This window comes from Streptomyces sp. NRRL S-340 (assembly GCF_000720185.1).
Lineage (GTDB): Bacteria > Actinomycetota > Actinomycetes > Streptomycetales > Streptomycetaceae > Streptomyces.
On record NZ_JOIY01000062.1, the window covers coordinates 22,866 to 36,235 of the forward strand.

14 protein-coding genes and 1 pseudogene are annotated in these 13,370 nt (G+C 74.2%); 2 read left to right on the forward strand and 13 right to left on the reverse strand.

Annotated features, from left to right (window positions below; genetic code table 11):
• Window positions 1-26: 26 nt before the first annotated feature.
• A complete protein-coding gene (locus IG64_RS39685; protein ID WP_420710033.1) occupies window positions 27-1,097 on the forward strand; it encodes an HpcH/HpaI aldolase/citrate lyase family protein in 1,071 nt (356 codons plus the stop codon).
• Window positions 1,098-1,163: 66 nt separating this feature from the next.
• On the opposite strand, the gene lgt is transcribed toward IG64_RS39685, so the two are convergent.
• The 11 genes and pseudogenes from lgt to hisI all read right to left on the reverse strand — a co-directional run bounded on the left by lgt (window position 1,164) and on the right by hisI (window position 10,397).
• Window positions 1,164-2,270, reverse strand: coding sequence for a prolipoprotein diacylglyceryl transferase (gene lgt / locus IG64_RS34240; RefSeq protein ID WP_051813654.1), 1,107 nt, complete (start codon window positions 2,268-2,270; stop codon window positions 1,164-1,166).
• Window positions 2,271-2,437: 167 nt separating this feature from the next.
• The gene (locus IG64_RS34245; RefSeq protein ID WP_037863595.1) at window positions 2,438-3,211 is read right to left on the reverse strand and encodes a DsbA family protein; all 774 of its coding nucleotides are present in this window, start codon (window positions 3,209-3,211) and stop codon (window positions 2,438-2,440) included.
• A gap of 112 nt (window positions 3,212-3,323) precedes the next feature.
• Window positions 3,324-4,142: a tryptophan synthase subunit alpha gene (trpA, locus tag IG64_RS34250; RefSeq protein ID WP_037863598.1), complete on the reverse strand. Its 819-nt coding sequence runs from the start codon at window positions 4,140-4,142 to the stop codon at window positions 3,324-3,326.
• Entirely contained in the window at window positions 4,139-5,422 is a 1,284-nt protein-coding gene (gene trpB, locus IG64_RS34255) for a tryptophan synthase subunit beta (RefSeq protein WP_037863601.1), read from the reverse strand. Before trpB ends, trpA begins: the two co-directional genes overlap by 4 nt.
• Window positions 5,423-5,548: 126 nt before the next feature.
• Window positions 5,549-5,713 (reverse strand): tryptophan biosynthesis modulator TrpM, encoded by a 165-nt coding sequence (gene trpM, locus IG64_RS41750; protein WP_199811710.1) that lies wholly within the window; start codon window positions 5,711-5,713, stop codon window positions 5,549-5,551.
• A 159-nt stretch (window positions 5,714-5,872) separates the two neighbouring features.
• Window positions 5,873-6,535, reverse strand: a pseudogene (gene trpC, locus IG64_RS34260) (indole-3-glycerol phosphate synthase TrpC); the annotation flags it as partial.
• A gap of 194 nt (window positions 6,536-6,729) precedes the next feature.
• The gene (locus tag IG64_RS34265) at window positions 6,730-7,233 is read right to left on the reverse strand and encodes a DUF2752 domain-containing protein (protein ID WP_078884381.1); all 504 of its coding nucleotides are present in this window, start codon (window positions 7,231-7,233) and stop codon (window positions 6,730-6,732) included.
• 110 nt (window positions 7,234-7,343) lie between these two features.
• Window positions 7,344-7,592 carry an HGxxPAAW family protein gene (locus tag IG64_RS34270; protein ID WP_037863604.1) on the reverse strand — a complete coding sequence of 83 codons (249 nt, stop codon included), beginning with the start codon at window positions 7,590-7,592 and terminating at the stop codon, window positions 7,344-7,346.
• 140 nt (window positions 7,593-7,732) lie between these two features.
• A complete protein-coding gene (locus IG64_RS34275; protein WP_037863606.1) occupies window positions 7,733-8,380 on the reverse strand; it encodes a TIGR02234 family membrane protein in 648 nt (215 codons plus the stop codon).
• Window positions 8,381-8,463: 83 nt separating this feature from the next.
• The gene (locus IG64_RS34280) at window positions 8,464-9,963 is read right to left on the reverse strand and encodes an anthranilate synthase component I (RefSeq protein WP_037863608.1); all 1,500 of its coding nucleotides are present in this window, start codon (window positions 9,961-9,963) and stop codon (window positions 8,464-8,466) included.
• 11 nt (window positions 9,964-9,974) lie between these two features.
• Window positions 9,975-10,397, reverse strand: coding sequence for a phosphoribosyl-AMP cyclohydrolase (hisI, locus tag IG64_RS34285; RefSeq protein ID WP_037863679.1), 423 nt, complete (start codon window positions 10,395-10,397; stop codon window positions 9,975-9,977).
• Window positions 10,398-10,480: 83 nt separating this feature from the next.
• Between hisI and IG64_RS34290 the strand changes: the two genes are divergently transcribed.
• Window positions 10,481-11,116, forward strand: coding sequence for a TIGR03085 family metal-binding protein (locus IG64_RS34290; protein WP_037863609.1), 636 nt, complete (start codon window positions 10,481-10,483; stop codon window positions 11,114-11,116).
• A 170-nt stretch (window positions 11,117-11,286) separates the two neighbouring features.
• On the opposite strand, the gene IG64_RS34295 is transcribed toward IG64_RS34290, so the two are convergent.
• Window positions 11,287-12,528, reverse strand: coding sequence for an MFS transporter (locus tag IG64_RS34295; protein ID WP_037863612.1), 1,242 nt, complete (start codon window positions 12,526-12,528; stop codon window positions 11,287-11,289).
• A gap of 71 nt (window positions 12,529-12,599) precedes the next feature.
• Window positions 12,600-13,190: an ArsR/SmtB family transcription factor gene (locus IG64_RS34300; protein ID WP_037863615.1), complete on the reverse strand. Its 591-nt coding sequence runs from the start codon at window positions 13,188-13,190 to the stop codon at window positions 12,600-12,602.
• Between the last annotated feature and the right edge of the window lie 180 nt (window positions 13,191-13,370).

The window sequence follows — 13,370 nt, forward strand, 5'->3', positions numbered from 1 at the left end:
ACGTCCCCGGCGACCGCCCGCACGTCGTGACCAAGGCCCTCGCCTCCGGCGCGGACGTGGTAGTGATCGACCTGGAGGACGCGGTCGCGCCGGACCGCAAGGAGTACGCCCGTGCCGCCACGGCCGAACTCCTGACGGAACCGCCGCCGGTCCCGGTCCACGTGCGCGTCAACGCGCTGGACGGACCGCTGGTGGCGGCGGACCTCGCGGCCGTGGTCCCGCGCGTGGGTCTGGCCGGACTGCGGCTGCCGAAGGTGACGTCGGCCGGGCAGGTGATCCGGATCGCGGAGCGCACGGAGCCCGGCGGCTCCCGGGTGCGGCTCGCGGGGTGCGCGGCGCACGGGGGGCGCGGCGCGCACCGGGAGGGCGGCGGGGGCGGGCACGGGGGCGAGGAGGCCGTGGAGCCGGCCGGGACGCGCGGGCGCGACGGGGCCGGGGCGAGCCGGTGCGCGGCCCGGGGACAGGGACCCTGCCGGACCCCGGCGACCGGAACATGCGGGTGTGCCGCGGACGGGGAGCGGGGGCCGGCCTCCGGGTCCGGGTACCCCCTGCCGGGAGAGTCCTCCGGGGCCGGGCACGCCCTGTCCGGAGAGGCGGTCCACGGCTCGGGACCGCCGCTGTACGCCCTGCTGGAGAACGCCCTTGCCGTCGAGCAGGCCTATGCCATCGCCTCCGCGCACCCGTCCCTGCGGGGTGTCTCGATCGGCGAGGCCGATCTCCGCGCCGACCTCGGAGTGCGCCAGGACGCCGGTCTCGACTGGTGCCGTGCGCGGGTCGTCGTGGCGGCCCGTGCGGCGGGACTCGCCCCGCCCGCCCAGTCCGTCCACCCCGACATCCGTGACCTGGAGGGACTGGCGGCCTCCTGCGCGCACGGCCGCGCCCTGGGGTTCCTCGGCCGGGCGGCCATCCACCCCCGGCAGTTGCCGATCATCGAACGCGCCTACCTGCCGACCGACCGCGAGCTGGAGGAGGCCGAGACGGTCGTCAAGGCGGCCACCGTGGACCGGGGCGCCCACGCCCTGCCCGACGGCCGATTCATCGACGCGGCGGTGGTCGCGGCGGCCCGGCGGACCCTGGCGCTGGCCCGCAGGTACTGACCCCGCACGCGTGGAGGGCGCCTCCCGGACCGGGGGCGCCCTCCACGCACGTACGACCGCCCGCGGTCAGCCCTTCTTGGCCGAGCCCGCCTCGTCCTTCACACCGGCCGCCTCCGAGGCGCCGCCGCCGGTGCCGGCGTCGTCCCCGTCACCGGGAGCCGCATCGGTGGCCTTGGTGCCGGTGACCTTGGTGCCGGCAGTCTCGGTGGCGCTCGCCTTGGTGACGCTCACCTTCGGGGCGTCCGCCTTGCCGGCGGCGGGCTGCGGGACCGAGTCCGCGGGGGCGGCGGTGGCCTTGCCCTCCGGGGCCTGTGCCGCCTCCGCTCCGTCCGGTCCGGTGCCCTCCGCGTCGGCGGACACGCCCCGCTCGACCTGGTCCTCCCGGCCCGGCCGCTTCTTCGCCGAGATCCAGATGTAGGCCACCGCGAGGAGGAAGACCACGAGGGCCGTCCAGTCGTTCAGACGCAGGCCGAGGATGTGGTGCGCGTCGTCGACGCGCATGTACTCGATCCAGCCGCGGCCCACGCAGTACGCCGCCACGTACAGGGCGAACGCCCGGCCGTGGCCCAGCCTGAAGCGGCGGTCGGCCCAGATGACCAGGACGCCGACGCCGATGCACCACAGGGACTCGTAGAGGAAGGTCGGGTGGTAGTACCCCGGCACCCGGCCGTCCGCCGACGAGGTGATGTGCAGCGCCCAGGGGACGTGCGTCTCCCGCCCGTACAGCTCCTGGTTGAACCAGTTGCCCCAGCGGCCGAGGGCCTGCGCGAAGGCGATGCCCGGGGCGACCGCGTCCGCGTAGGCGGGCATCGGGACGCCCCGGCGGCGGGCACCGATCCACGCGCCCAGCGCGCCGAGCGCGATCGCGCCCCAGATGCCGAGTCCGCCCTGCCACACCTTGAAGGCGTCCACCCAGTCGCGGCCCTCGCTGAAGTACAGCTCGTAGTCCGTGATCACGTGGTAGAGCCGGCCGCCCACCAGACCGAACGGCACGGCCCAGACCGCGATGTCGGCCACCGTGCCGGCCCGTCCGCCGCGGGCGACCCAGCGCTTGTTGCCGAGCCAGACGGCGACGAAGACGCCGATGATGATGCAGAACGCGTAGCCGCGCAGCGGAATGGGACCGAGGTACACCACTCCGTGCGACGGGCTGGGAATGTAGGCAAGTTCCATGGCAGGGTCGACGCTACCGCAGCCGGAGCGGGCCCAGGACGGGCATCCCGGCTACGGGTCCATAACGGGCACCCGCCCGGGGGCGACGCGGCCCGCAGGCGCGCGCACCCCTTACCGGCCCCTTACTCATCCCCGGTCACCTTCTCCCGCCGTCCGTCCCTTTGGGCTCATCCCTTGTCGGCCGCCTCCACCTGCTGCTTGAGCTTGGCCGGGGTCATCGAGCGGTCCTCGATGATGTTCTTGCCGTTCAGCAGGACCGTCGGGGTGCCCGAGAAGCCGCCGGCCTGGAAGGCCTGGTGGGACTTGTCGACCCAGCTGTCGTGCGTGCCGTTCTTGACGCAGCTCTGGAAGACCGGCGTGTCCAGGCCCGGCACCTTGCGGGCCAGCTGGATCAGCTTGGCGTTGTCCGCGTAGGCGTCGTCCGTCTCCTTGGGCTGGTTGTCGTACAGCACGTCGTGGAAGGCGGGGAACCTGCCCGCGTCCTGGGCGCAGGCCGCAGCGTTGGCCGCGCGCAGCGAGCCGCTGCCGCCGAGGTTGCCGTCGATCAGCCGGACCAGGTGGTACTCGACCCTGAGCTTGCCGGCGGCGGTCAGCTCGTGGACGGTCGGCCGGTACGCCGCCTCGAAGGCCTGGCAGGCCGGGCAGCGGAAGTCCTCCCACACGGTGAGCGTCGACCTGGCGCTGTCCTTGCCGACCGGGATCGCGAGACTGTCCTTGCCCTGCGCGCCCGAGGGCGCCGCGACGGGGCCCGTACCGGTGCTCTTCTTCTTGCCGGAGTTCGCGGCGAGCACGCCGATCACCGTCGCCAGGGCCAGCACGCAGACCACGCTGGCGGCCACGATCAGCGTGCGGCGCCGCCGCTCCGAGGCCTTCTGCTTCTCGCGCTCGGCCGCCAGCCGCCGGCGGGCAGTGCGCTTTCCGTCATGGTTCTTCTCGCTCACACCACCAGAACGAACCGGGGAGGCGCATTGCGCCTCCCCGGTCCCAGGTCCACCCGTTCGAGTGACCGAATATCCGGTGTTGTCCGGCTATGCCTGTCCGGGCGTCCGTCCGCTACGCCTGTCCGCGCACTCCGCGGGCCAGCTCCCCGGCGAGCGTCCGGACCGCCTCGACACCGGCCGCGGCGTCCGGGGCGTCCAGCATCCGCTTGACGAACGCCGAGCCGACGATCACCCCGTCCGCGAAGCCTGCGACCTCCGCGGCCTGGGCCGGGGTGGAGACGCCCAGGCCGACGCAGACGGGCAGGCCGGTGCCGGTTGCGCGGGTGCGCTCCACCAGAGTCTGCGCCTGCGCGCCCACCGACTCGCGGGTGCCGGTGACGCCCATCAGCGAGGCGGCGTAGACGAAGCCGGAACCGGCCGCGGTGATCTCGGCCAGCCGTGCGTCCTTGCTGCTGGGCGCCACGACGAAGACGGTGGCCAGGCCGTGCTTCTCGGCGTGCTCGCGCCACAGGCCGGACTCCTGGACGGGCAGGTCGGGCAGGATGCACCCGGCGCCGCCCGCCTCGGCCAGTTCGGCGGTGAACCGCTCGACGCCGTAGCGGTCGATGGGGTTCCAGTACGTCATGACCAGGACCGGCTTGCCGGTGGCCGCGTGCGCCTCGCGGACGGTGCGCATCACGTCGGCGATCCGGACCCCGCCGCGCAGGGCGATGTCGTCGGCGGTCTGGATGACCGGCCCGTCGAGCACCGGGTCGCTGTGCGGCAGGCCCACCTCGACGACGTCGGCGCCGCCGTCGAAGACGGCCTTGATCGCCTCGATGCCGCCGTCCACGGTGGGGAAGCCCGCCGGGAGGTAGGCGATGAGTGCCGAGCGGCCCTCCGCGCGCGCGGCGGCGAGGGTGTCCGACAGAAGCTGGATGGTGCCGCTCACTTGGCGTCCCCCTCGATCTCGGCGGTGTCGGCGGCGTCGGCGGCCACCTCGGCGTCGGTGTCGTACAGGCCGAAGTAGCGGGCCGCGGTGTCCATGTCCTTGTCGCCGCGGCCGGAGAGGTTGACCACGAGCAGGCCGTCCGGGCCCAGCTCGCGGCCGACCTCCAGGGCGCCGGCCAGCGCGTGGGCGCTCTCGATGGCCGGGATGATGCCCTCGGTGCGCGACAGCAGGCGCAGCGCCTGCATGGCGGCGTCGTCGGTGACGGCGCGGTACTCGCCGCGCCCCGAGTCCTTGAGGTAGGAGTGCTCGGGGCCGATGCCCGGGTAGTCCAGACCGGCGGAGATGGAGTACGGCTCGGTGATCTGGCCCTCGTCGTCCTGGAGGACGTAGGAGCGGGAGCCGTGCAGGATGCCGGGCTCGCCCGCGGTCAGGGTCGCCGCGTGCTCGCCGCTCTCCACGCCGTGTCCGGCGGGCTCGCAGCCGATCAGGCGGACGCCCTCGTCGGGGATGAAGGCGTGGAAGAGGCCGATGGCGTTGGAGCCGCCGCCGACGCAGGCGACCGCGGCGTCGGGCAGCCGTCCGGCGCGTTCGAGGAGCTGGCGGCGGGCCTCGACGCCGATGACCCGGTGGAAGTCGCGGACCATGGCCGGGAACGGGTGGGGGCCGGCGACGGTGCCGAACAGGTAGTGGGTGCGGTCGACGTTGGCGACCCAGTCCCGGAACGCCTCGTTGATGGCGTCCTTCAGGGTGCGGCTGCCGGACTTCACGGCCACGACCTCGGCGCCGAGCATGCGCATCCGGGCCACGTTGAGCGCCTGGCGCCGCGTGTCGATCTCGCCCATGTAGATCGTGCAGTCGAGGCCGAACAGGGCACAGGCGGTGGCGGTGGCGACGCCGTGCTGGCCGGCGCCGGTCTCCGCGATCACACGGGTCTTGCCCATGCGCTTGGTGAGCAGGGCCTGGCCGAGCACGTTGTTGATCTTGTGGGAGCCGGTGTGGTTGAGGTCCTCGCGCTTGAGGAACACCCGGGCGCCGCCGGCGTGCTCGGCGAAGCGGGGCACCTCGGTCAGGGCGCTGGGCCGTCCGGTGTAGTGGACGAGCAGGTCGTCCAGCTCGCGGGCGAAGGCGGGGTCGGCCTTCGCCTTGTCGTACTCGACGGCGACCTCGTCCACGGCGGCGACGAGCGCCTCCGGGATGAACTTGCCGCCGTAGACGCCGAAGTAGCCCTCGGCAGTGGGGACCTGACCCTCCGGGTCAGGGAAGAAGAAATCGCTGGGCATGCCAGAACCTCACGGTGAGTGCGTGGAAGAACACTGTTCGCCGTGGGGGCGGGGGTCTCCTCCCGGCCGCGGTCTACTCCTCGCCGCGGACCGGACGTGATCGCTCGCGCAGTTCCCCGCGCCCCTTCAGGGACGCTGCCATCGGCGCCCGTTGACCTGCCCCGGTTCGTCACCGATGACGTACCGGACGCGGCGGCCGTGCACGCGCCGCGCCGGGGCACGGCAGCCCCGGGGGCGGCAGCCGCGCGCCAGGCGGGCGTGCCGGTCGACGGTCGTCACGGTGAGAGTCATCGGGCCCAGCCTACCGGCGCCTCAGAGCTGCGAACAAAAGGGGAGCCCGGCTCGCGACGCCCGGCACGCACGCTCGCGGCGTTGCCGAAAGGCCCTGGTAGCTCCGCTACAAGGACCTTCCGGCGCCTTGCGATCGCACGCACCGGACGCCGCGAGCTGGCCGCGGACGCCGGACTCGGCGACCTTGACGATGTGGTCGGGGATCTCCGGGGCGATCTGCTCGAAGGTGTCGCGGTCGACCTCGAGGGTCTTCAGGTTGCGGGCGTTGACGCCGATCACCTTGGCACCGGCGTCGACCGCGCGTTCGACCTCTTCCTCGTCGTGGACCTCGACGAGCGGGGTGAGGCCGATGGACACGGCGCGCTCGATCAGCGACTCCAGGGCCGGCTGGTCGAGGGCGGCGACGATCAGCAGGGCGAGGTCGGCGCCGTAGGCACGGGCCTCCCACAGCTGGTACGACGTGACGATGAAGTCCTTGCGCAGCACCGGGATGTCCACGCGGGCGCGGACGGCCTCCAGGTCGGCGAGCGAGCCGCCGAAGCGGCGCTGCTCGGTCAGGACCGAGATGACGGAGGCGCCGCCGGCCTCGTAGTCCGCGGCGAGTCCGGCCGGGTCGGCGATCGCGGCCAGCGCGCCCTTGGACGGGCTGGAGCGCTTGACCTCGCAGATCACCTTGACGCCGTCGCCGCGCAGCGCGGCCACGCCGTCCTTGGCGGCCGGCGCCTTCGCCGCGCGCTCCTTGAGCTCGTCGAGGCTGACGCGCGCCTGCCGCTCCGAAAGGTCGGCACGGACTCCGTCGATGATCTCGTCGAGCACACTCACGCGAGCGGCCCCCTTCCAGACGGTGGGATATTCCAGCGGATCGAGCGGCCTCCGGCGGACCGCTTGAGGCGGATCGGGCGGATCGGGCGGATCAAGCGGGCGGAACCGGTGGTCACTGCGATGGTATCCGCAGGAGGGGCGAGGCCTCGCATCCGGCCGACCCCGGTCCCATTACCTGGACAGACGTCCGTGGATCAAGGGTGGAGCCAGCCTCCGAAGGGCAGGTTCCGGACAACAGTGAAGGCCGCGACCAGGACGCCCAGCGTCCACAGGTGCACCGGGCGCGGTTCGATCCGCAGGGGCCGCCCACGGATCGAGCGGACCGCCCAGAGCGTCCACAGCACGGCGAAGGCCAGGTAGCCGGCGACGGCGGGCGCGTTGTCCCGCAGGGCCGCGAGGAGGTCGCCGTGGACGAAGGCGTGGGCGCTGCGCAGTCCGCCGCAGCCGGGGCAGTACAGGCCGGTGCAGGCCAGCAGGGGGCAGGCGGGGTAGTGCCCCGGCCGGCCGGGGTCGACCGCCCCGACGTACGCGAAGGCGCCGGCGACGGCGGCCAGGACCGCGCCCGGGACGGCGAGCCGCCCGTACACGGCCCGGACGCCCCGCGCCGGCGCCGCCCTGTCCTCGGGCGTGCACCTCGGGGCGGGAACGGGCAGCCGCCCGTGCGCCACCCGCTGCCTGTCAGCGTTCACCCCAGGCATTCTGCCCGCAAGGGGCCGCCCGCGCGCGGGGAGAGGCCGGCACGGCACGCGTGAGGGGCGGCACCGGGCCGCCCCTCCACGTCGTCTCGTACGGGTCCGCCGTGGCGGTGTCAGCCCTTGGCGCCGGCCGGTGCGCCCTTGGCCGCGACCTGGTGCACCGGGTGCTCGTTCTTCTGGCCCATGCCCATGATGCGCATGATGCCGCCGACGACACCGCCGAGCAGCACGACACCCATGCCGACCCAGAAGCCGACCGGCTGGGCCATCACCATGAAGGCGCCCGCGACCAGGAAACCGATGAAGGCGATGATGACACCGGTCCAGGCGGCCGGGGTGTGACCGTGGCTGCTGCCCGCCATGACTTGCTCCTCGTTGCTTGTACGTGTCTGAGCCGGACGCTCGGATCCATTGTCCCGTACGCGTGCGCGGGACGTGAGCGGGGGTGGCGCCTCGCGTACCCGGTTCATCACAACGGGAAGCGGACCTGGCCGGGCGGCGGTCAGGCCGGGCCGGCGCCGGTCGGGTCCTCGCCGCGGTCCAGGGCCTTCCAGAGGTCCTCGGGGCGGTCGGGGTCCAGCGGCTTGGCCGCGCGGGGGCGGGGCGCCCCGGAACGCTCGTAGCGGCCCGACATGGCGGGCCACAGCCGGCCGTAGCGCAGGGCCAGCAGCCCGGCCAGCAGGAGCAGGACGCCTCCGGCGGCGGCGACGTAGGGCCAGGCGGTGTGGCTGAGCGAGGCGGCGGTGGCGGCCGTGACGCCGGAGGTCTGCGCGGCCTTCTCGTCGAGCACCCCGCCGTCGGAGGCGCCGGAGAGGGCCGCGGCGACGGTGCCCGCGCCGGAGAGCGCGAGGAGGGCGGCGACCAGCAGCCGGCCGGAGCGGCGCACGGCGAAGACGGCGACGAGCGCGGCCAGGCCCACTATGGCGAGCGCCGCGGGCACGCCCGTGACCTCGCTGCCCTTGGCGGTCAGGGGGAAGACGCCGCCGGCGACCGTCGTGGTGCCCTCCGCCCAGCGCTGCCGGGAGGCCAGCAGCGCCACGGCCGCGCCGAGCGCCCCGCACATAAGGGCGACGGCGAGGCTGCGGCGGCCGGAGCGGGCGGACGCGGCGGCTTGGGTACGGGGGTGAGGAACAGCAGTCACGTACTCCACTATCGCGTGAAGCCGGGGCGAACCGTCACCCGGGGTTCCGTGAGATGCACCCCATCGGCCCGCCCCGCTCCGGCGCAGCCGCCCTACGGCGCCAGCCGGTTGGCGGTGTGCACCGCCCGCAGCACCGCGGCGGCCTTGTTGCGGCACTCGGTGTCCTCGGCCACCGGATCGGAGTCCGCGACGATCCCGGCGCCCGCCTGGACGTACGCCGTGCCCTCGCGCAGCAGGGCGGTGCGGATGGCGATGGCGGTGTCGGAGTCGCCCGCGAAGTCGAGGTATCCGACGCAGCCGCCGTACAACCCGCGCCGGGACGGCTCGAGTTCGTCGATGATCTGCATCGCGCGGGGCTTGGGCGCGCCGGAGAGGGTGCCCGCCGGGAAGCAGGCGGTGAGGACGTCGAAGGCGGTGCGGCCGGCGGCGACCCGTCCGGTCACCGTCGAGACGATGTGCATGACGTGCGAGTACCGCTCGACGGACATGAAGTCGACGACCTCGACGGAGCCGGGCTCGCAGACCCGGCCGAGGTCGTTGCGGCCGAGGTCGACGAGCATCAGGTGCTCGGCGCGCTCCTTGGGGTCGGCGAGGAGTTCGTCGGCGAGGGCCTGGTCCTGCTGCGGGGTGGCTCCGCGGGGCCGGGTGCCGGCGATGGGGTGGACCATGGCCCGCCCGTCCTCGACCTTCACCAGAGCCTCGGGCGAGGAGCCGACGACGTCGAAGCCGTCGAAGCGGAACAGGTACATGTACGGCGAGGGGTTGGTGGCCCGCAGCACCCGGTAGACGTCCAGCGCGCTCGCCGTGCACGGCGTCTCGAAGCGCTGGGAGGGGACGACCTGGAAGGCCTCGCCCGCGCGGATGCGCTCCTTGACGTCCTCGACGGCCGCCCGGAAGTCGGCACCGCCCCACAGGGCGGTGTACTCGGGCAGTTCGGAGGGCGGCAGGGCGGCCGGGGGCTGGGCGACGGGCCGGGACAGGTCGGCCTCCATCGCGTCCAGCCGGGCGACGGCGTCGGCGTGGGCCTCGTCGACGCCGGTGTCGAGGTCGTTGTGGTTGATCGCGTTGGCGATCAGCAGGACCGTGCCGTCCCAGTGGTCGAGGACGGCGAGGTCGGAGGTGAGCAGCATGGTCAGCTCGGGGAGCTTCAGGTCGTCCCGTTCGCCGGGGCCGATCTTCTCCAGGCGGCGCACGACGTCGTAGCCGAGGTAGCCGACCATGCCGCCGGTGAAGGGCGGCAGGCCCAGGTCGTGGGCGAGGTCGCGCGGGGTGTGCAGGGCCTCGACGGTGGCCCGCAGCGCGGCGAGCGGGTCGCCCTCGACGGGGACGCCGACCGGCGGGGTGCCCAGCCAGTGGGCGCGGCCGTCCTCCTCGGTGAGGGTGGCCGAGCTGCGGACGCCGATGAAGGAGTAGCGAGACCACTGGAACGCGGTGCGGCCGTTCTCCGCGGACTCCAGCAGGAACGTGCCGGGGCGCTCGGCGGCCAGCTTGCGGTAGAGCGCGACGGGGGTGTCGCCGTCGGCGAGGAGCTTGCGGGTGACCGGGATGACGCGGCGGTCGCCGGCCAGTTTGCGGAAGGTCTCGAGGTCCATGGCGGCCGACCTTACTGATCCGCGGCGGGCGCGCCGGAATCGGCGGCGGTCCGGGCGGTGCCGCCGTCCTCCAGCAGCACGTCGGCGTCGAAGCAGGTGCGGTCGCCGGTGTGGCAGGCGGCGCCGACCTGGTCGACCTTGACCAGCACGGTGTCCGCGTCGCAGTCGAGCGCGACGGACTTGACCCGTTGGAAGTGGCCGGAGGTGTCGCCCTTGACCCAGTACTCCCGGCGGCTGCGCGACCAGTAGGTGCAGCGGCCGGTGGTCAGGGTGCGGTGCAGCGCCTCCTCGTCCATCCAGCCGAGCATGAGCACCTCGCCGGTGTCGTACTGCTGGGCGATGGCGGGGACGAGCCCGTCGGCGCCGCGCTTGAGGCGGGCGGCGATCTCCGGGTCGAGGCTGCTGGGCCGGGGGGTGCCGGGCGTGCTGGTCATGGATGCCATTGTGCCGCGCGCGGCCGGTGGCCAGGGGCGGCCGTCCAGTGGGCGGACCCGGCCCGGAGTCGTAGGCTGAGCCCATGTCGACCTTTGCCAAGCGTGAACGGCTCCTGCTCGCCGACCTCTTGGAGACCGCCGGCCCGGACGCGCCCACCCTCTGCGAGGGCTGGCGCACCCGTGACCTCGCCGCGCACGTGGTGGTGCGCGAGCGGCGCCCGGACGCGGCGGGGGGTGCACTGATCAAGCCGCTGGCGTCCCGGCTGGAGAAGGTTCTGGAGGAGTACGCGGCGAAGCCGTACGAGGAGCTGATCCAGCTGATCAGGACCGGTCCGCCGCGGTTTTCACCCTTCCAGCTCAAGCAGGTCGACGAGGCGGCCAACACCGTCGAGTTCTACGTGCACGCGGAGGACGTGCGGCGGGCTCAGCCGGACTGGTCGCCGCGCGAACTCGACCCGGTCTTCCAGGAGGCCCTGTGGTCGCGCCTGGAGCGCACCGCCCGGCTGCTGGGCCGGGGCATCCCGACGGGCCTGGTGCTGCGCCGCCCGAACGGCGAGACGGCCGTCGCCCACCGCGGCACGCCCGTCGTCACGGCCACCGGCGAACCGGCGGAGCTGCTGCTGTTCGCCTTCGGCCGGCAGAACGCGGCCCGGGTGGAGCTGGAGGGCGAGCAGGACGCCATCGCGAAGGTGTCGGAGACCAAGCAGCTGGGGTTCTGAACGCCGGGCGGGAGCGGGGCGGCAGCACCGCCCGCCCCCGGGGGGCCGGCCGGGAACAGGGCCGGCCCCTGCCCCCGGCCGGCCCTGCGCGGCGCCGGTCCCGAGGGGCGGCGTGGTGCGGGGCCGGGGAGCCGGGGTGAAGGCTCCGCCGAGGCGGGGAGCCGGAGGAGTCAGGGGAGTTCGGCGCGGCGCAGGTCGGGGACGACCAGGACGACGAGTCCCCCCAGAGCGCTCACCGCGGCGCAGACCGCGAACACCGGCCCGGTCCCCCACAGGGCGACGGCCCCGCCGACCAGCGGGAAGGTGAGGGGTGCGACGCCGAAGCTCACCAGGGTGGAGACCGAGGTCACCCGGCCGATGCAGGCCGCGCCGGCCCGGACCTGGACCAGTGCCCCGCACAGCGCTCCGGCGAGACCGGCGCTCACGCCGATGAGCACCGCCACGACGGCCGCGGCGGGCACGGACGGCACCTGGGCGAGGGCCGCGACGGCGACGGCGGACAGCAGGCCGGCGGCCGCGGCCACCGCCGCGGCGTGCGGCACCCGGCCCCGCCAGGTGAGCAGGAGCGAGGCCGCTCCGGCCCCGGTGCCGAACCCGGCCAGCACCCAGCCCATGCCGGCCGAGCCCCAGTCGCGCTGCTGCGCGAGGAGGGTGAGTCCGAGGTTCATCGGCCCGACGAAGCCGAGGTCGCTGAGGGCGACGGCGAGGACGAGGGGGCGCAGTACGGGGTCCTGCCGGATGTGCCGCAGACCGTCCCGCAGCTCGGTCAGGACCGGGCGTCTGCCGGGCCCGTCGGCAGGGCCCGGCCGTCCGGCCCGGACGGACAGCAGGAGCGGCAGGGACAGACCGACCAGGAGGGCGGCCAGGCCGAACGCGCCCGCGGTGCCGCCCACCGCGACGCCGAGGCCGCCGAGGGGGCCGCCGAGGACGTTGGCGAGCCGGGTGGCCAGGCCGCGCATGCCCTGGACCCTGGCGAGCTGGGAGCGGGCGGCTATCCGCGCGGGCAGGGCGCCCGCGGCCGGCAGGAAGACGGCGTCGACGATCCCGAAGAGCACGGCGACCGCGCCCAGCGCCCACAGACCGGGACCGGTCACGAGGAGCAGGACGGCTGCGGTCAGGACGAGGGCGCCGCGCGCGGCGGTGCTGCCGAGGACGACACGGCGCGGTCCGTAGCGGTCGGCGACCACTCCCCCGCCCAGCATCAGCAGGGCGCGCGGCAGCGCACTTGCCGCGGTGACGAGTCCGGCCTGCGCGGGGGTGCCGGCCTGGACGGCCGCCCAGGACAGGGCGATGTAGTAGACGTTGTCCCCGACCGCGGACGAGGCGTAGCCGCCGAGCCAGCGCAGGACGTTGGGGTCACGGTGGGCCGGTCTGCGGCGCAGGTCTGCCGCAGGCGCGAGTGTGCTGGTCACGGCGGTACGTCCTCTCGGGCGCGAGGTCGGGCACCGGCCGCCGGGGGCGGGGCCGGAGGCGGTCGGAGCCGTCAGGTGCGGAACGGGAAGCCGTACGTGTGGACCGCCACGTTCTCGCGGTTGTCCGTGTCGCCCGCGGCGGTGGCCGCGCGCCCGCGTTCCTCGTACTCGCGGACGAGGTCGTACATGCGCCGGGACAACTCGGTCAGTTCGTCCGGGGTGAGCTTGAGCAGCCATTCCGAGGAGTCGGACGCCTTCGTCCACACCTCGGGCCAGTGGGCGCGTTCGTCCAGGAAGCGCCGGTACAGGTCGGCGCGCTGCTCGAAGAAGAGGCGGCTGGCGGCGGTGTGCGCGGCGGCCTTCTCGGGCGCGTCGGAGAAGTCCTCGTCGCGGATGCTGACGCCGTCGCTGGCGGGCTGCCACCAGCGTTCCCGTCCGTCGGTGGTCTGCGGTTCGGCCTCCTCGACGAGGCCGTGCTCGGCCAGTTTGCGCAGGTGGTAGCTGACGAGGGAGACGGCCTCGTCGACCTGTTCGGCGAGCTGGGAGGCGGTCGCGGTGCGGGCGACGGTCAGTGCCCGGTACAGATTCATCCGCAGGGGGTGGGCGATCGCCTTGAGCGTGCCCAGGTCCTTGATCCGGCGGTCTCGTTCCCTGTCCGACATACCTCCACGCTAGATGCGCAAGGAAAGTTGCACAACTTATTTTGCGCAACTTTTCTTGCGTAACTCTTCTCGCGCAGTTGCTCCCGCGTGGTCCTCCTCGCGTCCGCGCGCACGAGAGGGCCCCGGCCGCCCGCAGGCGGCCGGGGCCCTGCCCGAACCGGTCGGACGGGTCGGGCGGCC

Coding starts and splice junctions, on each gene's coding strand:
- IG64_RS34265 (WP_078884381.1), bottom strand. CDS start 7,233: ATGCCTGGGGTGAACGCTGACAGGCAGCGGGTGGCGCACGGGCGGCTG.
- hisI (WP_037863679.1), bottom strand. CDS start 10,397: ATGACCAGCACGCCCGGCACCCCCCGGCCCAGCAGCCTCGACCCGGAG.
- IG64_RS34290 (WP_037863609.1), top strand. CDS start 10,481: ATGTCGACCTTTGCCAAGCGTGAACGGCTCCTGCTCGCCGACCTCTTG.
- IG64_RS34270 (WP_037863604.1), bottom strand. CDS start 7,592: ATGGCGGGCAGCAGCCACGGTCACACCCCGGCCGCCTGGACCGGTGTC.
- IG64_RS34300 (WP_037863615.1), bottom strand. CDS start 13,190: ATGTCGGACAGGGAACGAGACCGCCGGATCAAGGACCTGGGCACGCTC.
- trpB (WP_037863601.1), bottom strand. CDS start 5,422: ATGCCCAGCGATTTCTTCTTCCCTGACCCGGAGGGTCAGGTCCCCACT.
- IG64_RS34280 (WP_037863608.1), bottom strand. CDS start 9,963: ATGGACCTCGAGACCTTCCGCAAACTGGCCGGCGACCGCCGCGTCATC.
- lgt (WP_051813654.1), bottom strand. CDS start 2,270: ATGGAACTTGCCTACATTCCCAGCCCGTCGCACGGAGTGGTGTACCTC.
- trpM (WP_199811710.1), bottom strand. CDS start 5,713: ATGACTCTCACCGTGACGACCGTCGACCGGCACGCCCGCCTGGCGCGC.